Source organism: Mucilaginibacter rubeus (assembly GCF_014643835.1).
In the GTDB taxonomy this organism is placed as follows: Bacteria; Bacteroidota; Bacteroidia; order Sphingobacteriales; family Sphingobacteriaceae; genus Mucilaginibacter; species Mucilaginibacter rubeus.
In genome coordinates this window covers 759619-783640 of sequence record NZ_BMKD01000003.1, presented here as the reverse complement: position 1 = coordinate 783640, position 24022 = coordinate 759619, and the positions used below count along the sequence as shown (strand labels likewise).

Genomic DNA, 24022 nt, shown 5'->3' with positions numbered 1-24022 from the left:
TTTTAACTGTTATTATTTGTGCCGCCTTGCAAGGTGCCAAGGCTGGTTTTGTTCAATATTATCGGGTTGGTTTCCTGGGTATCATCGTCGCAATCGCTTAGCTGGCCCTGCTGATAAACAGTGTATAGTTTTTCAAGTACATCAATAAATTTGCTGTTCAATACAGGGTCTATAGGCGTATCGGTACTTACCGCTATGTGTTTGGCAGCAAGCCAATCTTTATAAATCGCTTCAAAACCAACCATCTGATCATGCCCGATGAAACAGATGCGCGGCAATACATGGGCTGGTGTTTCGGTGCGGATGAGCCGCTCGGCATAGGTTCGGAAGGCTGTGTTACGCAACCTTACGCTGTACCCCGGCAGTATCACACAAACCCGGAACGAGTATGGATCAAGCGGCTCGCAGTACACACCGTTAGGATCAAGGCAAACCGGCATAAACTGGTGGTGGGTACTATCATCGCCGGTATAATCAAATGGCGGGCGCAGCAAGATGTTCTCAATCACGTACATGCCCTCCATCTTGAAATCGTTCTGCATAAATTTGATGATAAATGCTATCTCGGTTTCGATGGCGGCAGCGCTGAACTCCATATCATTATGGGTAAGCAAAGTACCCGCGGAGTTGGCTATGTTATATACATATTTACCCGCGGTAGCTCCAGGACTTAAGCGGTAATTTTCCCTGTCGCAGGCCAGTACGGATACCAGGCCCAGGTCTTCATAAGCATCAATCTCCTTCAGGAAGTTGGCATTACCCTTAAATTTCACCACGCCAAGCTGCGATATCGTCCAGTTGTAATGCAGGGCATCGGCCTTAAACAAAAGGTAATCCTCAACGCTTAGCTGCTGCATTTTATAGTTGGAGAAACCCAGGAGCATGGAGATCCGTTTTTCCATGCCCGATACGTTCACCAGTTGCTGATCCGGTGTTTTGACATTGTACAAATCCATCCCGCTGCCGCGGCAAATGCTCATCTGGTCATAGTCTTTCAAAAACTTAACCTTATGCCTGATGATGTTGCGCTGGTAATCTTCACCGTAAATGCGGTACATCAAAAAAACATATTCGTTAAACTGTTCGGCAAAACGGGCCAGCAAATGGTCGAGGAATTTATTTTTCCGTTCGGGATAGTTATCCTGCCCGGTTTCTTTAATTACATCATCAACCGTTTTCTCCCATTGGGCATAACCATCCAACAGCTTTTCCGCATCGCGGATGCCATTTACCGTATTGCTGAAATAGGTTTTGCGGATACTATCGTCGGCAGTAAGCAAAATCCTGGCATTTGAAAGCTGGGCGAAGTAATTGGCCAGCACCTGGTCATAAAACAGCAGGTAGCCTTTAAGCTGTAAGGCCAGCGAACGTTGCTCCGTTGTAGCAGTATCTGGCAGGCCCAGCGGCGAGATACCGTAATTTTCAGGAAACTGATTTTGCAGCGTTTCATAATGGCCTATATCCCTGTAATCGCCTTCAGGTATTGGCAGGTCGACTATCTTTTTAGCCTCTACATTGTCCTGCCAGTCTTTCCGAAGCTGGTTAAGATCGGCCTGGGCTTCGGACTGTTTCAGTTCGATAGGCACCACATCCTTATAAAATGTGAATGATGAATTGGTTTCGCACAAAACAGGCTTGTGGCCATCCTGTACACAAAGCAGCCATTCGTTTGATTTATAGATCTTATCGGCAACCTCGCTCTGCGGCGCGGTACAGCCGCAAAAACCAAAGGAAATTCTTTTCACCAATCGTACACCGTCAATTTCCATGATAATGCGGTACAGATCAGACAGGCGCACCTCTGTACGCAACTGCGAGGCCGCAAGTTCGGCCGGGATGATAAACCCTTGTTTAGCAAATTTAGCATCAATACCCTGCAGGTTTTCAAAATCAAGTACCGGGCCCTCAAAGATCTCGTCGGTCTGCATGCCTTTATCCAGCAATTCTTTAAGCAGGTAAAATTTAATATCGGGTGTAAGGTATTGCTCAATATTAAACATGATCTGCGCCCAGATCATTTCAGGATCGGCCTGGGGCTGCAATTCAATTTCCGCGCAGATAACTATCTCCTGGTTTTCAACCGCTTTTACCTGGCCAAGGTCTTCACACAACTCACGGAAGTAATGATATACCGATTTTATTTGTTTGATGATGTCATCCTGTTTCGCTTTGATCTTAGCCGCATCACCACCCAATTCAGGAAAATCCTCAAAATCAATCAGGATATCGTTGATACCTTTTAGATCGAATTTTACTTCTTTACCGGTTAGGGCATTTTCGCCGGGTTTGGCATAACGCAGCAACGGTTTACCATCAGGTTGTTTATAGTTGGCTATGATACTATGGGGCGATTTTTTGATCCAGGCATTCCGCACACCATCTATCCGCACAAATAATTGACGGTAGTCGTCGGGGGTAACCGGGTAAGTGGGCAATATTTTTATGGCAGATAAGAACTGCTCATGCATACTGGTGGTATTGTCATGATCAACCGCTAAAATATTTTCAACGGGCAGGGTAATGCGGTAGTTCAAATCAGTGAGTGCATAGCAAAGCATCTCCAGCGTGGTAATACCTGGGTCATGCACGTTATAATCCGACCAAATGGCACTGGCCAGGTCGCGGATATGCTGCATACCTTCGGTGCGCAAAGTATTATACTCGGGCCCAAGGCTGGTATCAATTTGTTTTGGTATGGTTAACTGATCAATCATGGGCATGTAGGTATGGTTTTGGTATCAATTAAATGTTGCTTTGCCGATACAAGGATTGCCTTTGAATTGCCTGCCTCCAAAACATCGGGGTTTGCGGGCCCCGATGCTGTGAAGTACATCTTAAAATCGGCTATATAATCAACATAGGGTAGTTCTTCAATAAAGCGGATCACCACACTTTTGTACAGGATGCCGCCAAAATCAATATCGGCATTACGGTTAAAAGCCCAGGGCGACAGATAGTTGATCACATCGGTGTTCAACTTAGCCGCGTATAGGTTTTCATCCAGTCCGAAGTAAAATTTCACCTTAAAATCAAGGATTACCTCCTCATAATCAGGATTAATAGCCAGCAGGTCAACATGCATAGAGTTTAATCCCGACAGGTATTTGGTGATCTCGCTCAGGGTATTTTTGCTCACGCGGGGCTTAAATGGATCAAAACTGATCTGGTTACGGATATCGGGAATAGCCACAACCCTTACACTGCCGGGGGCTACTTCTATATTGTCGTTGGTATGGTTAAGGCATTTAACCCTGAACACCTGCGGAAACTGCGCCATCACCAGGTGTTCATAATCCCAAATGGTGATAGCCCGGTGTTTATGCCTTAAGCGTTCGCTAACCCTCAGGCGGAAAGCACCATCATCTTCCGGCAGCAAACCGCCAAACGAAGCATATGGCTGAGTAACCGATTTGATTTGCGGCAGCCTGTCGAGCAGTTTGCTGATGGTACCTGCGGGCAACCCGGTTTCCAGGTGCGAAAGTTCATTATCATTATCGGCAAATTCGGCTTCGGCAGCCTGGATATGTACGTTGATGAATTTACAAACCGAATCTATCGTTACTGCAGTTGGCAGTTCAACCCCAAGCCAGGTGAGGCTTTGGTTTAGGAATGTATTGTTGGTTGTAGCGCCTTCTGGGATTAAAAATTTGATGATCCCCGAGCGCAAAAAATCATTGGTATCATCGCTGATGATATTGCTTTTATCCAAAGCAAGCCATTCATTGCCTGATAAATAATACCATTTAGGTTGAATAGTATCCGAGAACGAGGGAGCAAGCGCGTCTTCACTGCCCTCGGCTACCTGGAAAAGAATACTGGCTACAGACCCCGTTTCGATACCCGCAATGCCTATGTAAAAAGCTGCAAGATCAGGAGCTTGCGGTATAGCAGTAATATTCCCGTCGATAAGCCCGTGATATTGTTTTTTGAGGAAAGCATGCTGTTCGGCCTGGCCAAATGGCGTTTCGTGAAAAAATTGAACATTGTGGTTGACGTAATCAGTCAACAGATCGGCATTAATGTTACTGCCAGTAAGCTTATCAATATCATTTGAAGCAAAGGCCTTATAATCAATAGTGATCGACGCTATTTCGGGCGTATAGGGCACTGAGGGTATAATTGCGCCGCCGTCCTTTTTAATCATGGCGGCGGCAAATAGTTTAGGGTACTCACTATGCAAAAAGTCGCGGTCTAAATTGATACGGATATAGTTATCCTTAACCCCGGCCGAAAAATTTTCTGTTTGTGTTTGTACCTGTGTCCCGGTTTCCTGGAAGCCTATAAAACCCAGCGTAGGAAAAAAGAACTGCATGGGCTGTACATATTGCTGTACGAGTGCTTTTTCGGCCTGCGCCCCCCAACCGTAATTAAATGCGCCGGATACGTTAAAATAAAGATATTGGTTAACAAAACTTGGGGCCTGGTTTACCGGCTGGGGTACACCATCCGGTGTTAAGGTAAATGAATCATCCAGCACACTGATTGAACTTCCTCCATCGGGGAACCATTTTCCATCTTTAATGAACGATACCTTTGCCGTAAAGCTATCTTTATTAGCAATAACCCGCCCGCCATAATCAGTAGCGCCCGAAGAAGAAGTGATACCATAATCACCGGGTGCAAAAGTCGGCTTTACAAAATTTACCCGGTAAGCATTATAATAATCTTCCATCGGGCTGGGTACCCCTTTCCAGTTAATTTGAGGTTTGATCTCTGTCCACTGTTTTTGAAAGATTTCGGCATTACCAATGTAAAGGTTTGAATGTATTTTAGGTACAGCCCCAAAAGCAAGGAATGGTTTTGAGGGATCAACTTTGCCATTGTCATTTTCAACAGCCAGATTTTTCATGCCGGTTACAGCAACGTCAATCTGCACGCTATCAAGCCGGGCCTTACTTAAGGCCTGGTAAACAGGATAAGCGTTGTCCTGCACGGTCATCAGCAGGCGAATAACCGGAAAATCGGTTTTGTAATTCTCTTTATGAATAACCTGGTTATAGGGCACTACTGCCTTAGCTTTAGGTGGCACATTTACGGTGATCACCAATTTTTGCTGGTTAAGTGTAGCAGGCGCTGTTGAAGGAAAATCGGCCTGGAGCCAATCTTTTTCAGATGTTAAGAAAACTTTAAAAAGCTGTCCTATTAAGACAGGATCAAACCCCACAAGACCTGTGAAGTTCAGTGTTAAAGTTATAGTACGGTCACCCTCGCTCATGAGCAATACTTTTGATGCAAAAGCAAAGCCCATTGATGCCGTTGGCCAACTTTTACTGCCAAAAGGGTTCCACTTAGGTACATCATCTTTAAAAGGCGTACCCAAACCATCAGCCGAAAAAGTAACATCGGCATAGACTACCTTCTTATCCGCGGGCGATTGGTACCAGCTTTTCATAGCCGCTATAGTGGCGCTGTTTACAGCCAGCTCTGCGTTTGTTTTAAAAACAACCGGTTTGGGTTTGGGGCTTTTATCTTTACCGGCATCAAGTGGTGTACCTTCCGGCAACAGGAAACCGGTGAGGTTACGGGCCAGTTCAAATATAACGTGTACCTTGTCAGGTACTTCGGGGCGGTTACGCAGCTGCAACACCTGCTTAAAATAAAAATCAAGGTGCCGGCCGGTAAACTGGTTCAATGCATCTTCTGAGTGTTGCAGCAGCATAATAAAACACATGAACAGCGCCAGGTGTGGCTCTACATCGCTTTTAATGCTTGGGTCGGGAAAACCTAGGCCGGCATTCTGCATTTTAACCTCAACCTGCTTCAAAAAATCCTGCAGCGCTTTTTTATCCTGGATGAAAAACGGCTTCCAATCGCCCTGGGGGTAATTGCTGTCTTTCAAGGTATAATAGTTTATTTTATCGGCATAAGCAGCAGCGAACGTCAGCCAGTCTTCCATGCCCAATTCCTCAATTGGGGCGTAGGCTGGGTCAAGCGCTTTCAGGAAGCGCTGTGACTGGCTTGAGCCATCACGTTGAAGCGGATTTTTATCGTTACAGGCCATGGTTAGTTCTTATTGGTTGGTAGTTATGCTGGTAATGTCATTTTTATAATAAGGGAACACGTAGTTGTACCTTGAATTGGTGGTACGTACCGTGTAATTGAGCTTAATAAGCAAAATCCCTTCGTTATCCATACTGGTGTCAACCTCGGTGCTATTTAGCGTTATCCTGGGTTCAAAATACAGTATGGCGGTTTCAATCAAATCCTTGATATAGGTTTTGAGGGTAAGGTTCACAGCCTCAAAAACTATCTTTTGTAAATCGCACCCGAAAGTTGGCTGCATAATGCGCTCGCCCAGCCGGGTGCTGAACAGTATGCCCAAACTGCTTTCAATATCGGCCTCGTCGGTAAGCATTTCAACTTTACCGGCAGCCTTGTCAAAGCTTGGCGGGAAGCTCCATCCCCTGCCTATAAAAGGTATTTTTGGTTCCATTGATCAGCCTCCGATTATTACTGTTGGGCAGCCTAACACTATTGATCCGCCATGGGCTGTGCTATCGCCCATACGGGCGGCGGGTTTCCCTCCTATCAGCACCGTTGCCGAACCCATGATTATCGAGTCGGGCGGACCGGCGCAGGTACACATATCGCCCACGCATACCGCCGGCATACCACCAATGAACACCGTTGGTACCCCCGGTCCTATTACCGGGCCGCCTACGTGAGGCGAAGGCCCGTTGAACATAGGGCATACGTGCATATCGCCTATCCTTGCTGCTGCTGCCATTTTTTGTTATTAGTTTATTTGTACAATTGAGCCTTTCAGTGCCGCCGTACCGCTTGATTTTACTTCCACACTGGCCGATCCTTCGGCCGAAAGGGCGGTATTGGCTTTCAGGCCCAGGTTCATTCCTTCGGCGTTAAAATCCTGCTGGGCTTTAAGCACCAGTTTACCCTGGGTTTCGATGGTGATGCCATCGCTGTTCATTTTTATCGAGTTATTGTTCTCATCCTTTAACTCAATCGCCCCGGCATCCTCGTCCATGATGATCTTTTTCCCGGCCGGTGTTTCGATGGTTACTGATTTTTTATCGTCATCAAAAATTAGCTTCATTTTGCTGCGGGTTACAAAACCCTTTTGGTTGTTGGCGTCGGCCGCGGTTAAAGGGGCGGTTTTGTTGCTGCTGTTAAGCATACCCAGTACCACCGGTTTACGAGGATCGCTGTTTAAAAAACCAACAATTACCTCATCCCCAACTTCGGGCAAAAAGAAACTTCCGCGTTCCTTTCCGGCATCCAGAGTTGCTACACGCGCCCAAATCCCCTGATCATCAGCGCTGATCACCGGCATACGTATCAGTATGCGGCATTCACCATCAGGATCACTTTCCAATTGGGTTACAACGCCAATCTGCAAACCGGGCACTGCCTGGATCAAAGCCGAAGCGGGCTTTATACTGGTTTCAAACTTTTCGGTAAACCACTGCGGATCCAAACCAAACTGTACTTCCAGTTGCCAGTCACCGGCTGAGATATGATGCTGAATGTGGCTTACAAAGGTGTTGCCGTTAAACCTATCGCTCAGATTACTGAGTTTGATGATCATCCCCGGTTTCACTGTATGGATGCCTTTAAATTTCACCCTGCCCCTCACTTTTGAAAGCACCTGTTTTTGCTTGAGCGATGTTGCCCAGGCCTGCAATTCGGGCTGCGAAAGCTTACCGCCATGATTGAGGTGGTAGTTGCTTTCGTTAAACACCCCTGCCAGGTCATCGGCTGTCAGGTTGCCGTTCAGCTCGCCCGATGGCGGGTTGGCATCAACCTTTTCAATTTCCTGTGACGCCGGGTTCCAGGTGCGGCCTGTTATGGAGGGGAACTGGATCCTTGAATCAATCTCGGCATCCAACTCTAGCATGGTAGCGCCAAATGATAATTCCACAACCGCGGTGCCACTTATTTCCGGCTTTTTGATGGAGAGGGTATTATCATCGGTATAAACCAGCATCCCGTTCAGTTCGGCGCGCCCGGTTATAAAGTCCCAGTCGGTGGCTTCGTATTGCACCAGGTCGCTGGTGGTGATGTTCATATCGGCAACATCGGTACTTAAACCGCTGTAAGTGCCTGCTATAGTAGTTATTGCATCGCTGTCCTTCACGTTTTCGCCAAAGTACTTGCTGTGGCGGGCAAGGGTCATGGCAATGGCCTTATCGCGGCATTCAATAACCAGTTGCGAGCCGCTGTTACGCAGCTTGATACTGTGTTTAATAACCACACCTTTAAACAGTGTATAATTATCCGATTCGTAACCACACAAAATCTCGATGTTTTTACCCGGCACAAACAAGTCACCGTTGCTGGCATCAAACTTTTGGGCCGAGGTATCACCATCAATAATCACCAGTTTGGCGGCTGCAATCCGGTTTACGCCTTTATCAATCACCATAGCCTCCACCTGCATGGTGCGGGGTATCTCGGTGCCCTCAATTTTTACAATCGGGGTAACAACGGTACTTGGCCGGGTGGTTTCTATGGTGCGGCTATCTGCCATGATTTGTTATTGATTTAATGGTGGAAATTTGAGCTTTGTGCCTGTTTTAAGGTACCTGAAATCGTTAAGACTGTTTGCCCGGGCTACTTCTATGTAATACTTTGAATCGCCGTAGATCTGGTAGCAGAGCAGCGGCAATGTGTCCCCTTCGTTAATCACCCTCACTTTTGTTAAATCGGGCGACTGGGCATTTTCTTTAGCTACCCTCTTTTTATCCTCAACCGAACCAATGAACGAAGCTTTTACAATTGCCCTGAGCGGGCGGCCCTGGCTATCAAACAGTTTATAGCTGATATCCATTGTTTCCAGGGCACCGTCAAACTGAAGCGTTCCCCAATAGATACTTACAAACCTTGGCCGGTGCTTATCGCCCTGGTATTCGATGATGAGCTTTTGCAGGTTATCGATATCCTCGTCAACCCCTAACTCACCGGCGGTAGCACCATTGATTACCCCGGTACGATCAAACATCAGCTCGAAATCCATTTTCTGGGGCTCAATTTTGGAAAACTTGGGCAACTTGCCCGAGGTTCCCTGCGCCTGCTTATCAGAATACTTGATCTCGATCTTCTGGCTGTAGCTTTCGGGGTTAACCTGTACCGTCATAGAGCCTTCTTCATTTTTGCTCTTCGGATCGGACCAGGCCACGATCTTCATTTTGGTTACGTTATCGGCCATCAGCGTTCGTTTTTATTTTTCAAAATCTCCAGTATCTGCTCCACGCATTCGGCAATGATCTCATCTTTATCACCGCCACCGCCACTACCGCCACCGACACCCGAGGGCTTTGAATCCTGTTCGGCAGGGCTTTGATTTACGCTCACGCGGATGTTCAGTTCTCTGATCTCAATTGGCATAACATCAGGTTTGAAGGGTGTAATACTGGTATTGCAGCTCAAAGCTTTCAATTGCGATGCTGTTTTGCTCGGCATTCAAATCGCTCAGGCTCCATTTTTTTGGCCAGGCCTGCACTACATTCCAGGTTAAAAGCGGGTCATGTTCTTCATTAAGCAGGCTTACGGTCAGGTCTTTGGGTTCGATAATAAAATTATTGAACACGTTATTGCACCAGTCCATCAGCAGTTTTGATTCGGTAATGAGCCCTCGCTTCAGCACCAGTGCCGGAAACTTGGCCCTTACCGGCAGCGCGTGTTCAAAACGGTTTTCGCCGCCCTCCTTTTTGGATTCTGTTTCCATCTCCATGGAAAGGCCCGATACGTTCTGGAACCGGCTGTCGATTTCTTCATCGCCAATGCCTGTAAAAACCACCTTAAAGTGAAAACCTAAAGGCGGATAACCCGATTTAGCGTCGAAGGCCATGATTAGCCGTTTTTGATGGTTAAACCTTCGTGTGCAACCTCAAGCGTTTCAATTGCGGCCTCGTTGGCATCAGCCTTCAAATCGGCCGACTGGATCTTAACCGGGAATGCATTTTTTACCGACCAGGTAACTACCGGCTGATGCTCTTCGTTAAGCAGGTTAATAGTAAGGTCGCGCCGATCTATCTGGTTTAGTTTTACGGTGTTCATCCAATCATAAAACTCGTTATCATTAGCAAATGTGCCGCGTTTTAGGGTGATGTTACCGTATTTGCGCATGCCGGGCATTTTTACCTTATTGTATTCCTTGCTGCTGCCTTCGCGGTATTCAACCACTTCGGTTTCAATTTGTAAGCCAGTTACTTCGGTAAAACCGATGCGTGTGCCACCCCAGTCAACCTGGAAATGGAATTTGGGTAGAGGATAATTTGCCATTTTATTTGTTTTAAATGAAATTCATTGATTTATATAGAACCTATTAATTAGCTTCAAATCAAGTAATTAATAGCTTTATGCACTCCGCTTTAAGCTTTTATATAATTAACTCTCCTGCATTTTGTGTGAGAAGCGGAGGATGATGAACTCGGCAGGCCTTACTACAGCCATACCAATTTCAACTATCATACGGCCCTCCAAAATGTCGAGCGCGGTCATGGTTTCGTTAAGGCCAACGTGTACAAAAAATGCGTCTTCGGGTTTAGCGCCCTGTAAGGCCCCGGCACGCCATTGCAGCGTTAAAAAGTTCTGGATCATTACCCGCACCTTTGTCCAGGTGTTGGCATCATTGTTCTCGAATACAAAAGGATAAGTAGCCTTTTTAACCGATTCTTCAACCATGATAAAGAAACGCCTGACAGGGATATAGCGCCATTCATTATCATTACCTGCTAAGGTACGCGCGCCCCAAACCAAAGTGCCCCGGCCCGCAAAAGCCCTGATAGCATTGATTGATTTACCGGTGGCAGTAACATTCATATCGTCCTGGTCGCTGTTGTCAATTTTCACAGCGGGGCCAATCACATTGTTAAGGCTTACGTTGGCAGGTGCTTTCCAAACTCCCCGGGTACCGTCAACATTGGCATACACCCCTGCTATTGCCCCAGACGGCGGTATAGTGCTCATTTTAAGCGTTATTGCCGAGTTGGCGGCACTGAAAAATACATTACCCGAGAATAAAGCCTGTTCGGCAAGGTTTTCATAAAACAGGGCACCATTTATTAATGCGCCAAAACCAGTTAAAATGGTGGCAACGGTATCCTGCAGCGCCTGTACGATGGAAAGCGCACCGGCTGCATCCTTGGTAAAGTTGTCTGCATTGGCAGCTACAGCCGCATAGTTTGAGTTAGCTAACCAGGGTGTATTATCCAATACCGAATAAACAGGCGCTGGATTGCGGCCGGCGGTCGCATTAGCAGCAACCTTGGCATTTTTTTCGTAAGCAATGAGGCTGGTGACGGCAGCGGCAAGCTTTGCATCTTTACTCAATGCATCAATGTCTTTGCCATACAACGCACCAACAGCGGGTGCATCTTTAGCCTTTTTACCCGCGGTAACAATGGCGGCCAACAAATCGAGGTAACTGGTTAGCTGTACATCGGGAGTTATGTTTTTGGCAATATTATTTGCCAGTGCGGTTAACTTTGCTTTAACGGCATCAATGCCACCAACCCTCAACGCAGTTGCGTCAGCGGCGTTACTAAATACAGATCCGATTACTTTATCAGTGTCCTTGATAGCATTTTGCAGATTGGTTACCAGTGCCTTTTCATCAGTGCTTTTTGAAAAGCCATCATAATTGGTGATCTTGGCCGGTACCCCTGCATTGTTCCAAAATTCCATCTGCCTGAAATCAACATTGACATCATAAGTGGTTATAATCCAGGGATAATAAGCCGCGCCATAATTGAGATTGTTGATCCCTATCGAACTCCGGAAGTCATCAATAGGCTTATTGCTAACATCCTGGCGTTTATCGCCCTGCAGCACATCAAGTATCGAAAACCTATCCTGCATAGAAGCGCACAGGCCCAACGCTTTGGTTTGCAAACCGCTAAAAGCAACAAGGTCGGGGTTACCACCGCTTACCAGCTCAACCGCATCGGGAAACAAGATCAGTGTAGGCTCATCCTCGGCCGATAGGGTATCGATACCTCCCGATATAGGCGGCGCCGTTACTGCAGATGAGAAATCTCCCACCGAAACGATATAGCATGGCCCGCCGCCATTATCAAAATATTGCCTGAGTGATACATACAGATGAAACCGTTTATCGGGTGCTACGTTCAGGATCTGGTTTGTAGCCGGGTTAACAGTAACCTTAATGGTTGCCGGTACATAGCCGCCCCCAAATAAGCTTTCAAACTCCAGCAACGATTTTATACGGGTTGGTACATTTACCAGCGATTTGCCTTCAGGAGTTAATGCAAAAGCTGTAAAACCAATAAAGGCGGGTATAGCAGTTTCAACCTGGGCAACTGATGGCGGAAACAGTGCAATCTCCTGCACGTAAACTCCGGGTGTTTTATAAGCCATGACTAATTGATTTAAGATTGAACCATTTTATGACTGAAACGAAGAATGATAAACTCGGCCGGACGGACCACAGCCATGCCTACTTCAACAATGAGCCTGCCTTCCAGGATATCCAACGAGGTCATGGTTTCGCCAAGGCCAACGTGTACAAAGAAGGCATCCTCAGGCTTGGCGCCCTGTAAAGCACCTGCACGCCATTGCAGTATTAAAAAGTTGGCTATCATGCCGCGTACCTTTGCCCAGGTATTACCATCGTTAGGCTCAAATACAAAGGGTTGGGTTGAGTTTTTAACCGATTCTTCGACCATGTTAAAGAAACGCCTTACCGATATGTAACGCCATTCGTTGTCATTACCTGCCAGCGTACGTGCTCCCCAAACCAATACACCCTTGCCCGAAAATGCCCTGATAGCATTTACTGATTTACCGGTACTGGTAACATTCATATCTTCCTGATCGGCATCATCAATTTTTACCATTGGGGCTGCTACCATGTTAAGGCTCACATTTGCCGGCGCTTTCCAAACACCCCGCGTATTATCAACAGAAGCGTATACACCTGCTATTGCCGCTGCGGGAGGTAAAATAACCGAGAACAGGCTGGTTTGCTGTTTGATATAGTTATACAGGTCACTGTTTAAGTGATAGATAGAATTGGCTGTATTGGCATCGTCGCGCAGAACGGCAGTGGCCGGAAAATCAGTTGGTGTAACGCCTGTTCCGGAAACAATCAGCTGTTTGCTTTCATTGCTGAAATAGTTGATGCTGGTTTGCAGCCATGGATAATAGGCAGCACCATAACTAAGGTTATTAACCCCAATAGCTGTGCGGAAAGCAGTTGCGATATCACCAAACGCTTTCTTCCCTTTATCGGCTACTGCCACATAGGGGTCAATAAGTACTACCCTATCCTGCAGAAATGCAGCCTGGGCCAATGCCGCGGTAAATAAGCCATAATAATCTGCAGGTGCGGTAAGGGTTACCGCATCGGTAAACAGCAAGATTGTGGGCTCGTCTTCCTTTTGAACCGCGGCAAGCGCGTTTCCAAGCAAAGCTTTGTCAACATTAACAGCCGCACCAGTTTGGCCTGCCGAAACAATGTAACAAGGGCCACCGCCATTGGCAAAGTAAAGCTGCAGGCAATAGTACATCCTGAATTTCAGGGCTGCGTAAGGATCGTCAACCGCGGCATCAAATGAAAATACACCGGCCGCCTTTTTGATCTTGATACCGGTTGCTGTTCCGGTTGTGGTGAACAGGGTATTCTCGGCAAAACCAAAGATCTGCTCATACTCTTTAAGCGATTTGATCCTGACGGGGTTATACTGCAGCGATGCCCCGTTATAGCTAATATTTTGTGTATAGCCTATAAAGGCCGGGATAGCCGTTTCAACCTCGGCTACCGATGGAGGTAGGAGTGGAATTTCTTCCACGTAAACACCCGGAGTTTTGTATGTTGTTGCCATATTACTGTTTTTTACTTCCTAAAAAAATATATCTGAAAAAATCTGATTGGTTTCTGGTTTAATAAGGGATGCCGTTGCATTGGGCAGGTCGATAGTGGTTGGATGATTATTTTTATCCTTCACTTTCACAGCTATGAAACCCTGCCGGGTAAGGGGCAGCGCGTTATCAGTTACTGATGCCGCGCCAAAAGTTTTACCTATATAGCGCCAGTAGGTTGCCCGGTTTTTAAACCGTAAGCTAAACACCGGCGATTTAAGCGTGGTATCCGCCTGTAACAGGTTATAAGTTGCACCGCTTGTTTTAACACAGATATCAATAAAAGCCCAGGCCGATGAGTCCATGCTGTAATAAAACGGAAAGTCGTCAGTATAACCTGCGGTTGCCAGGTGGGCAGTATATAAACCTTCCGGTAAATTGCCCATATCAGCTTTGATGATGTTCAAAGGCCCGGTTTCCACACTGCCGGGCACGTTTACAACATTGCCAAAGCGATCTTTTATAGTGAGTACCGGGGTTTTATTAGCCACCGTAACCTGGTAAGTAAATATGCGTCCAAATTGGCGGATCAAATCATTATTACTTGCGTAGGCCAGCGGTTTTCCGCCTACCAGCGGATCAGCTACCCAGTTGCCCGCCGGGGTAGCGCCCGCTGCCGGATCAAGGTTATTCTTTTTCTGGGCGATAAATAATTTAGTTGGCGCAGCCTGGTTATCTACCAGCATATCGCCGGGGTAATAGTCGGTAGCAGCCTTGTACACATTCGGTGTCGCTGTTAAAAACGGCGCCACACGCGGCGAATACGAAGGATCGTTGGTAAAAAAGTATACCATACCATCCGGCGCCTTTAAAGGCAGTGAGCTATAGTTCGCAAAAAGCCCGTCGTTAATAGCCATACTAAAGCTAAATACGGTGTTATCCGGCGGTACTATCTGCGGCTGTTCCTTCGTGCCGTTTAAAGTATACGGAATGCCGGTAATAATGCCGGTTTCGGTTTGCTTATAAACCATGTGCAAGCCTGCAAACTTTGCCCTTGTAGCTTTAGTAGGCGTTACACTCATAAAGCTGCCGATATCGTAACGTTCCAGCATGGCCAGACGCGCGTCGGCACTCAGCGTGTCAAAGAGTGTGATACCGTCATCCAGGTGATAATGATGACGGATGTCAACCTCAAAAAGCGTTTCGTAGTTCAGGTCCAGTACCATCGGGTTATAATTTACAGGTTAATCGCCGGCACTAATCGTTAGCTCAGTTTATCGCTCAGTTCTATCTTTTTAATGATGCCACGTGTTTCGGTCACATTATCGCGCAGTATTTCAATCAGCCTGACGCGGTACAATACATATGGAAATTGTTTACCACCCAACGTGCTCCACAGGTAATTGGCCTGCTCAAATGTGGGCGAGTAGATATCAAGTATAAGGCGAAAATCGCCGAGGCCTACTTTCGTGGTCGGGCTGTTTTGTTTGGTAAAAGTGCTCTTCCCCTGAAAAAATTCGACGATATGAGACAGGAAGATCAGTGATTTTTCATAAGAAGAATGCAAACAAGCCGAAAACAAAACATACAGGTTAAGGTACATTGGCGCGTTGCGATAGTTAATATCATCGCCGTTGCGTACATAATTGGGTATGTTTTTCATGGTAAACTCTTCGGATATATTTACCAGCGTTACCAGGATATTTTCAAGTCCTTTGATCTCATCATCGCTCAGGTGGGCCACGTTTTTAAGCTGGGTGAAGCTTGAGCTGAGTCCGCTGTTCCCGTCGGTTGTTTTGAGATAGTTATTTAACTGCTCGGCTAAAAAACTTACGGTTTGGTAAATCATGATAATTAGATGTTTATAGGTGGTTGCAGTCCCGCTGCTGATGTTAATCCAAAGTTGGGCATCAGGCTTTAGTAACATGCAAGTGTATGCACGTTAATTACCACGTATTTATACGCAATTAAAACACGTATAAATACGTGGTAATGAATAGGTTAAAACAACACAAAACCTTTAATCTATAGTTAAAACGGGCTTTTTCTGTTTACGCATTTTTCCGCCAAACAGCCCTAAGTTTAAAAACAAGGAATTTTGGCGATGCGCGGATCTGCACATTTCCGGTATCCTGAACTTCAGATAATTCTCCGAAAGGCAAGTACTACTATCCTGAAGGATACCAGTATCCTTTAGGATAGTAGTATCTTTTTGATAGTTATTCAAGGTAATTTTGCTTCCAAAATAAAGAGCAATGAAAATATTACATCTCATCAGCAGCCCGAGGGGCGAAGCATCATTCAGCGTAAAATTAGGCAAGGCCATCGTAAGTGAATTACAATCGGCCCACCCGGATCATACTTTAATCACACATGATTTAACAGCTACCCCCTTCCCACACCTGGAAGAAGCACACATAACATCTTTTTTCACTCCTGAAGAAAAAAGGACACCCGAGCTTGTTGAAGCCGTTAAACATTCGGACGAGGCAGTTGCCGAACTAATGAATGCCGATACCATAGTTATTGATGCACCGATGTACAACTTCGGCATTCCATCAACCTTAAAAACATGGATAGATCATGTTGCACGTGCAGGCAAAACTTTCAAATACGATGGAAAAACACCTGAGGGATTAGTTAAAAATAAAAAAGTATACCTTGCCATTTCATCGGGCGGAGTATATTCTGAAGGATTCATGAAAGCTTATGATTTCACTGAGTCCTATTTAAGGGCAGTACTGGGCTTTATGGGGATGACGGATATTAAAGCATTTAGAGTTGAGGGCGTAAAGGTACCGGGCATGCAGGAAATTGCTTTAGATAAAGCGATACAGGCAATTGAGCTTTAATATTAAAACATCCGGAGGAAGTAGTTGCTTTCTTCGGGTGTTCTTGTTTTAAATTTTAATAACAAAGCTATCCGTTAAAACAGCTGTATTTTCGTCCTCATCGGCTAAAGTGTAATATTCACCGGTTAAGGTGAGCCCATTGTTAATCTTTTCAACAGCGATCTTTAAAAAACCATGACGGGTATCGCAACTGTATTCAAGGCTAACCCCATCAAACCTGGAATCTTCGGCAGTAAAACCCGTATTGTCGGTCAAAGCAATTGGATGCAATTCATCAAAGCCTCCGGTGCCGGCAACAATAAAAGGCATCATGGTTAAGTCATTATATTCCTTACTGAAACGCTGATAATTGTGTACGTGCCCGCTAAAAACTATATCAGGCCTGATGCCGGTTTCTTCAAAAACACCTTCTAAAAAATCAATCATCGGCAAACTGGCTCCATGATTAATATCTGCCGAATAAGGGGCATGGTGCATACAAAGGATAATTGCCTTATCTGGCCGCTGCATATCGGCAGATCGCAGTTCCTCCATAAACCATTCACGCTGCTCGCGGGTAACAACGCCATACTTAGGTACATTGGTATGTAAACCGATGATGGTTGCCAGCGGGGTGTCCATTGTCCAGTAAATATTGGGCTGCGGCATGCTTTTGCGGTCTATCCTTCGGCTCAGCATTACCGGGCGCGAAACAGTATCACAAAACACAGTTGTAAAAGCATCAAGGCTTTGATACGGCATTGCAGCAGCAGGATTTACATCACTATCATGGTTACCGGCTATCGCGAATATCGGCCCCGGATAAAGGCTATAGGGTTCAAAAAACTGCTCATAATAGTTTTGAGCCTCTCCGTAGTTGTAAACAACATCACCTAAATGGTACAAAAACTTTGGTTTACCGGCGCCGGAAAGCACTTTATACTGTGCGGCCATTAAAGCTGCTATGCGCCTTTGCGAACCCGGATTACGGATGCTGCCGGTATCCCCTACCATATGAAAAACCATTTTGTCATCAGCAATGCCGTGCACTACATCATGTATGGATAGATGATAGGGATAATTGCCGGAGGGCTCGGGCAGGGGCTGAAATTTATAGCTGTCATCCGGCTGATCTTTTTTGATGACCGGGCCTGTGTGTTTTAACGAGGAAATTAAAGCCATCTGCTCCATGATGTCAACAAAATTACGCAACCTAATATTAAGGCAGGGTTAAATTGGGGTTTAGGGTTTAACAGGGCCAGCCTGAAATCACGGGTTCAAAATTCTATCAGGCCAATGGTAATTGAAGTGCTTACCTTTGCGGCATGAAAAACTACAAAATAATCTTATCTGCAACCCTGCTTACTTTATCGGCATGTACTGTTAATCATGTTAAAAACACATCTGCCGGTTCTGATTCTGCTAAAAATCAAAGTTCTGCCCCTGCTATAAGCGCCAGCCTGTTTGCCAAAATGCAAATAAAGCCCACAATTAAAATTGGAGACGCCGTTGAGCTAAAATTCACCGTTTACAACGATGCCGACACAGCCCGTCAATTCTGCAAATGGCATACCCCGTTTGAGCCGCTTATGAGCAAATATCTTGATGTTAAAGATGCAAGCGGTCAGGAAATGCTGTACAAAGGAGCTATGGCCAAAAGAATTATGCCTCCGCCGCCCAGCAGCTATATGAAAGTTAATCCAAAGGATAGCTTAACGGCTACTATTGACCTGCTAAAGGCTTATGATATCAGTAAACCATCAAAATATACTGTTATTTACGTAGGGCAAAATATGAGCGGGCTTACCGTGAAAGACAGTGTAGCGTTTGTTTATGAAGGGAAGTAAAAAAGGAAAGATTTAATATTTGGTGCTTATTTATGCTCATCGATGGTGAGCTTTTAAAAGCCGCTCTTGAGAGGGGCGCGGGTAAATGAGCGGTAGCAGGGGTGTATTTCTGCGGTAGACTTATCAAAGCAGAAACACACCCCTCCGCCCCTCTCAAGAGGGGAATCACACAATCCCACCTCTTTTATATGTTCTTCAAGAGGCTACCTCCTTCATTTTCTTCAACGCGGTTTTGGCCACCGTTAAAGCATCCTGTGCATAATAACTTTTATTAAAAACCTCAAACGAGATCACCAGCGGCCGTTCGGGGTTTTTAACTATTTGCAGGATCTCTTTAAGCGGGGCGATACCATCTCCGCAATAGATCCTGTCGGGTTCGGAGATCAGCTCAGGACTGATACCTGCCGGATAGTCATTTACATGAAAAATATCCAGTGCGTGATGACCAACATAATTTAGGCTCTCTACTGCTGATTGCCCCTTAAAAATATGGAACACATCGAGTAAAATGCGGGCATTCGCGTTACCACACTGTGTAGCTACATAAAGTACCTGGCTTATATGTTTCAGATTTTGCGATCCGCCCCACATTTCCAGTTGGGGTAAAACGCCTGTTTGCTCGCCCATTTTCAGGATGGCGAGGTATCGTTCAGTAACCACATCCAGATCAAGCACCGGGCCTTTGGTCACGCCCGCCGGAGGGGCTGCAATGCGATGACAGCCTATCTGTGCCAGCATGTCCATTTCCCGTTGAAGCTGCTCCAGCGCTTTTTTACGGGTAGGTTCATCATTGGCCAGCCATGGGGCAAAACCTATGGCATCTTCAATTTTCAGACCTAAGCCCGCGATGATCTTTTTGGCTTCGGTTAATGACCCGCCGCTTTGCAGATAAGTTTGCAGGGTATCTATCCAGATCTCTACTGAGGTAAAACCGGCTTTGGCAGCTACTTCAAGCTCTTTAACAAAACCAAGATTATGCCCGCGGATGGTGCTCATATTTAATGAGTAAACAAAGCCATTGCCTGTTTTTGGAGCTATGGGCGCTGCTACCGCTGCGGTTTCGCTCAATACGGCAGCCCCCGCCGTTAAACCTATCGCTTTTAACACTTGCCTACGGTTTAAATTACTCATATACTAATCCTTTAAACCTTTCAGATAGGCAATGGTAACAGGCAATTGCTGGCTGTACGACGGACTTTCATCCTCAATAAAGTAGTGTTTAATACCCGCCTTTTTTGCAGCTTTCAGCACTCCGGGGATATCAATTTGCCCGGTACCTAAGGCAACATCATTTTTGGTATCGGTACCGCCGGTAAGGTCGTTAGCTACGCCTTTGCGGATATCTTTCAGGTGCATCAGTTTCATCCTCGAAGGATACTTATTGATCAATGCAGCCGGATCCTGCCCGCCATGGAACGACCACAGGATATCTATCTCGAACGAGACATATTTCGGATCGGTATTTTGGGCGATATAATCAAACAGTGTACCATCGTTATAAGTTCCAAACTCGTAACCGTGATTATGGTAACAGAAGCTTAAACCCGCTTCACTCAATATCTTACCCACCCGATTAAAATCGGCAGCGGCTTTCTTGGCATCATCCAAAGTAAACTCTTTACCATGCGGGATCCAGGCAACCATCACATATTTGGCGCCCAGTATTTTAGCCAGCTTGATCACGCTACCCGGATCATTAACAATTGCGTCATACCCCGCCCCGGTTGATGGGATGCTGATACCGCGGTCATCGCACATTTTCCTGAACTCTTCGGGTGGCATCCCTTTCGGCCCTTCACCTTCAATTTCAGTGATGCCCAATGATTTTATAGTATCCAGCACGGCAGCTGCAGCTTTTGGCATACTACTGCGAAATGTGTAAGCCTGCACCCCTATCGGGCCGGTAAATAATGGTTTGCTTTGTGCTGAAGCTTTGTTTTGTCCCAAAGCCATGACGGCTACGAGGGCTATAAAAATGGTTGATTTTTTCATGGTTAAAATTGGTTAACGATTAATAATTGCAGAATCCAGACTCACGAAGTTTTTAAAACTTCGTAAGTCTTTAGCTGCTTTGTCATTTCACTTTCAGAGGTTGCATATTTTTGCGCTTCGAAATCGTTACTCAACAAACTGAATATCCTTCAAATTTAAAATACCGTCACTCGGCTTAGAATGTTTTATGGCGAAGAAATATACATCATGCTTTCCTCTTACAGGTTTACTCAACACACCGGTTACTTCACCGGTTTTATCCCAGGAACCGGTGGTTGAATAAGCCACCGAACTGATCACCGGCCCGGCCTGCGAATCGAGCCTGACCTCTATCTCCCCGTCGTAATCTTTCGAGGTGTATTTATAAGTAAACTTGCTGATGTTGGTCAGGTCAATATTCCTGAACAGTACATATGATTTATGGCTCCCTGCCGACAGGTCATCTTTAAATCTATTAAAGCCTTTCAACTCATCGGCATAAACAGCCTTCTCTGCAGCATTCCGCAACACCACCATATCCGTAGCTTTCAGCGGACCAACAACTTTACCGCCCTTATCGGTATAAGATGCCAGCAGTGTGTATTCTCCGCGCGGTTCGGCATCATTAAATTTCAGATTGAGTGTTCCGGTTAAGGGCAAAGGCAATACCGGGCTCTTTTTATCCGTAAGCGAAAAAATGTATTTCACTATTTCCCGCGTATCGGCATTTGATAGTTGCGGATGCGCACTCATTACATGCTCGGTACCCCAGCTACCCGCGCCGCCCGCAATTATCTTTTTAGAGAGCTGATCAATAGCTCCCTTTTGTGTTTTGTACCGTTTTGCAATAGCTAAAAAGCTTGGCCCAACGGCTGTTTTACTAATAGTATGGCACGATTTGCAATCACTATTAGCCATCAGCCCCTTACCCGGATAGCTTACCTCGGTAGTTGACAAAGCCGTTAAGTTTTGTGTGGTGCTATTGGCCGAGGGCTGCGGGTTATAGATATAAAATAATTTTACCCTTTTTGGATCTATTTTACCGTCCTCCTTATCACTAACCACTACATGGTAGCGGAAAGGCTTGCCTTTCCAGATGAATGATTTATTATCAGCACTGGCTATGGTAACTTCGGGTTTGGTATTGCCAACTCTTACAATTACCGTATCCCTACCAGTTAAGCCCCCCTTATCCGTTACTTTTAAAATGGTTTTATAAACGCCCGGTTTAGTAAAAGTATAACTTGCCGATGGTGTAGCGGCACCGACAGTTTTGCCGTCAAAAAGCCACTGGTAAGTGATCCTATCATCGTCATCTAAATCTTTACTGTTCTGGCTGCTAAAGCTTACCTTAAGCGGGGCCTGGCCGGCTATTTCCTTTTTAGCAGGAAACTCTTTTAACTCCGCGGTTAAAAACCTGGTTTTGGCGAATTTATTAAATGCCGCTGTATCCGAAATACTGGCTTTGGCAATCGGCGCACGGTTGCCGGTATTGTACTCAATCTTAACCAACCGGGCATCTTCATTTTGAGCACCGTAAACCGAGCCATACTCCAGCATATACAAGGCACCATCCGGGCCAAACTCCATATCAATCGGTCGGCGAAAATCGCCGTTTGCAGGCATAAAAGCTTCATTGCGTAAATAGTTTTCATTTTCATCAAAACGAAGATTGATCACCCAGTTACGCATCCAATCTGCTACAAACAAACTACCGTCATAATATTCAGGGAACTTGTTTGGATTTTTAACGCTTTTATCAAACTCGTAAAAATCGCCTCCGATAGCGCAACGACCACCCATCCCCAGTTCAGGAAATTCATCCGAAGCTGCATAAGGATACCAGATCATGGCAGGCATAGCCGGTGGCAACACATTTAAACCGGTATTATTGGGAGAATTATTCACCGGCGCTTTAGGATCAAAATTTGGTCCGGGTTTAGCGTTTACAAAATCCCAATGCGAGTAAGCAAAGTTGTTACCCACAAAATATGGCCAGCCAAAGTTTCCTGCTTTGCGCGCCTGATTAAACTCATCATACCCGCGCGGCCCCCGCGGTGAATCTTTACCTGCATCAGGCCCGATCTCGCCCCAGTATAAAACCGATGTTTTAGGATTTACCGCAATCCGGTATGGATTACGGCAGCCCATAACATAAATTTCGGGCTTGGTTTTAGCCGTACCTTTCGGGAAAAGATTTCCTTCGGGGATGGTGTACGTGCCGTCAGCCTCGGGGTGGATCCGCAGGATCTTGCCTTTAAAATCATTAGTATTGCCGGCGCTCCGCTGCGCGTCAAGACTGTAATGCTCTGTTCCGGGGCGCTCATCCAGCGGTGCATAACCATCAGAAGGAAAAGGGCTTGAGCTATCACCTGTTGACAAGTACAGGTTTTTATCCTTATCCCAGGCCAGTGAGCCACCGTGGTGAGCACCGCTCACCTTTTGTACAGGCACTTTAAGCAGTACTTTTTCCGATTTAAGGTCGAGTACATCCGCCGGACTTAACTTGAAGCGTGAAAGCTGGAAATTAAGCGGTTCAATGGTTTGTCCGGCGGGCATGTAGTAAATGTAAACAAACTGGTTCCTGTCAAAATCAGGGTCGAGCGTGAGGCCGATAACACCCGTACCACCTTCATAGGTGATCGGGAATTTATGGATTAATTTAAACTTATTGGTTTTGGTATTATAAACCGAAAAATTGCCCAATAACTGGGTAAAAAACACACGGCCATCCTTTGCCGCCGCCAGTTCCATAGGCGAGGCAATGTTACTCACCAGCACAGTTTTGATAAAACGACTTTGATCGGGCGCTACTTTAGAATATGATTTACTGTAGTCTAACGGTTTGCCGTTACCCATGGCATATTTGATACCACCGAGCAATTGCCCCAAAAACAGGGGATCACTGTAGCTTTCGTCGGTATGGCCGCAGCCTGTATAAAATGCCCGGCCGCCGTCAAATTCATGATACCAGGTTATGGGATGATTGGCGCCGTTGGTACCCCCATCGTAAGTATTTTCATCGAGGCTTGCCAGCACATGGATACCGCTGTAAATAGATTTGTAATTGTACCATTCGTCGGTACGCTCCCACCTTGCGGGCAGGTTGGCAGTGGCCGGCTGGCTTTTATCCGTTACATCTATTGTTGCCTTGCGAATGTTGGAATTATTGGGATGGCTTGAAAAATAAGCCCCAACCAGTTTGCCGTACCACGGCCAGTCGTACTCGGTATCAGCCGCAGAGTGTACCCCCATAAAACCACCGCCTGCCTGGATATAACGTTCAAAAGCTGCCTGCTCAACCGCATTAAGCACATTGCCGGTGGTACAGTTAAATACTACCGCCTGGTATTTCTTAAGATTGTCATCATTAAAATTAGCAGAATTGGTGGTGGTATCCACATCAAAGCCATTCTCGTTACCTAATTTTTGAATGGCCGCTATCCCAAACGGGATGCATGAGTGGTGCCAGCCTAAAGTTTTTGAAAACACCAGCACACGCGGTTTATCAGATGGTTTTTTAAAGGAATACAGCAGGAAAGTTAATCCTGTCAAAAAAACGAAGGTGAGTTTTGTTTTTAATGACATGTT

At 45.9% G+C, this 24022-nt stretch carries 19 protein-coding genes; 2 read left to right on the top strand and 17 right to left on the bottom strand.

What is annotated here, in order from left to right:
* Positions 1-2: 2 nt before the first annotated feature.
* From IEX80_RS13560 to IEX80_RS13500, 13 genes are all read right to left on the bottom strand, one after another.
* Entirely contained in the window at positions 3-2720 is a 2718-nt protein-coding gene (locus IEX80_RS13560) for a baseplate wedge protein (protein ID WP_229701625.1), read from the bottom strand.
* Positions 2711-6001 carry a baseplate J/gp47 family protein gene (locus IEX80_RS13555; protein WP_188833191.1) on the bottom strand — a complete coding sequence of 1097 codons (3291 nt, stop codon included), beginning with the start codon at positions 5999-6001 and terminating at the stop codon, positions 2711-2713. The genes IEX80_RS13560 and IEX80_RS13555 overlap by 10 nt, the downstream gene beginning before the upstream one ends.
* 9 nt (positions 6002-6010) lie before the next feature.
* The gene (locus tag IEX80_RS13550) at positions 6011-6433 is read right to left on the bottom strand and encodes a GPW/gp25 family protein (protein WP_090524180.1); all 423 of its coding nucleotides are present in this window, start codon (positions 6431-6433) and stop codon (positions 6011-6013) included.
* Positions 6434-6436: 3 nt separating this feature from the next.
* A complete protein-coding gene (locus tag IEX80_RS13545; protein ID WP_188833190.1) occupies positions 6437-6727 on the bottom strand; it encodes a PAAR domain-containing protein in 291 nt (96 codons plus the stop codon).
* 9 nt (positions 6728-6736) lie between these two features.
* Positions 6737-8488 carry a type VI secretion system tip protein VgrG gene (vgrG, locus tag IEX80_RS13540; RefSeq protein WP_188833189.1) on the bottom strand — a complete coding sequence of 584 codons (1752 nt, stop codon included), beginning with the start codon at positions 8486-8488 and terminating at the stop codon, positions 6737-6739.
* Positions 8489-8494: 6 nt separating this feature from the next.
* Positions 8495-9166: a CIS tube protein gene (locus IEX80_RS13535; protein ID WP_090524172.1), complete on the bottom strand. Its 672-nt coding sequence runs from the start codon at positions 9164-9166 to the stop codon at positions 8495-8497.
* A complete protein-coding gene (locus tag IEX80_RS13530; RefSeq protein ID WP_188833188.1) occupies positions 9166-9345 on the bottom strand; it encodes a DUF5908 family protein in 180 nt (59 codons plus the stop codon). The genes IEX80_RS13535 and IEX80_RS13530 overlap by 1 nt, the downstream gene beginning before the upstream one ends.
* 4 nt (positions 9346-9349) lie before the next feature.
* Entirely contained in the window at positions 9350-9808 is a 459-nt protein-coding gene (locus tag IEX80_RS13525) for a phage tail protein (protein WP_091171169.1), read from the bottom strand.
* Positions 9809-9810: 2 nt separating this feature from the next.
* Complete coding sequence (locus tag IEX80_RS13520; protein WP_090524162.1) at positions 9811-10242, bottom strand: phage tail protein; 432 nt, start codon at positions 10240-10242, stop codon at positions 9811-9813.
* 105 nt (positions 10243-10347) lie between these two features.
* A complete protein-coding gene (locus IEX80_RS13515) occupies positions 10348-12339 on the bottom strand; it encodes a phage tail sheath C-terminal domain-containing protein (protein WP_188833187.1) in 1992 nt (663 codons plus the stop codon).
* Between the two features lie 11 nt (positions 12340-12350).
* Positions 12351-13805: a phage tail sheath family protein gene (locus tag IEX80_RS13510; RefSeq protein WP_112652163.1), complete on the bottom strand. Its 1455-nt coding sequence runs from the start codon at positions 13803-13805 to the stop codon at positions 12351-12353.
* Positions 13806-13823: 18 nt separating this feature from the next.
* Positions 13824-15008 carry a hypothetical protein gene (locus IEX80_RS13505; RefSeq protein ID WP_188833186.1) on the bottom strand — a complete coding sequence of 395 codons (1185 nt, stop codon included), beginning with the start codon at positions 15006-15008 and terminating at the stop codon, positions 13824-13826.
* Positions 15009-15046: 38 nt separating this feature from the next.
* Positions 15047-15631, bottom strand: coding sequence for a Pvc16 family protein (locus tag IEX80_RS13500; protein ID WP_090524152.1), 585 nt, complete (start codon positions 15629-15631; stop codon positions 15047-15049).
* Positions 15632-16037: 406 nt separating this feature from the next.
* Between IEX80_RS13500 and IEX80_RS13495 the strand changes: the two genes are divergently transcribed.
* Positions 16038-16634, top strand: coding sequence for an FMN-dependent NADH-azoreductase (locus tag IEX80_RS13495; protein WP_188833185.1), 597 nt, complete (start codon positions 16038-16040; stop codon positions 16632-16634).
* A gap of 48 nt (positions 16635-16682) precedes the next feature.
* On the opposite strand, the gene IEX80_RS13490 is transcribed toward IEX80_RS13495, so the two are convergent.
* On the bottom strand, positions 16683-17804 hold the full coding sequence (locus tag IEX80_RS13490; RefSeq protein ID WP_229701624.1) for a metallophosphoesterase family protein: 1122 nt from the start codon (positions 17802-17804) through the stop codon (positions 16683-16685).
* A 134-nt stretch (positions 17805-17938) separates the two neighbouring features.
* Here IEX80_RS13490 and IEX80_RS13485 point away from each other — a divergent pair, with 134 nt between their 5' ends.
* Complete coding sequence (locus IEX80_RS13485; RefSeq protein WP_188833184.1) at positions 17939-18460, top strand: protease; 522 nt, start codon at positions 17939-17941, stop codon at positions 18458-18460.
* Between the two features lie 195 nt (positions 18461-18655).
* Here the strand turns inward: IEX80_RS13485 and IEX80_RS13480 are convergent, their stop codons facing one another.
* From IEX80_RS13480 to IEX80_RS13470, 3 genes are all read right to left on the bottom strand, one after another.
* A complete protein-coding gene (locus tag IEX80_RS13480; protein ID WP_188833183.1) occupies positions 18656-19591 on the bottom strand; it encodes a sugar phosphate isomerase/epimerase family protein in 936 nt (311 codons plus the stop codon).
* Between the two features lie 3 nt (positions 19592-19594).
* Positions 19595-20452: a sugar phosphate isomerase/epimerase family protein gene (locus tag IEX80_RS13475; protein ID WP_188833182.1), complete on the bottom strand. Its 858-nt coding sequence runs from the start codon at positions 20450-20452 to the stop codon at positions 19595-19597.
* Positions 20453-20578: 126 nt separating this feature from the next.
* Positions 20579-24019, bottom strand: coding sequence for a ThuA domain-containing protein (locus IEX80_RS13470; protein WP_229701623.1), 3441 nt, complete (start codon positions 24017-24019; stop codon positions 20579-20581).
* Between the last annotated feature and the right edge of the window lie 3 nt (positions 24020-24022).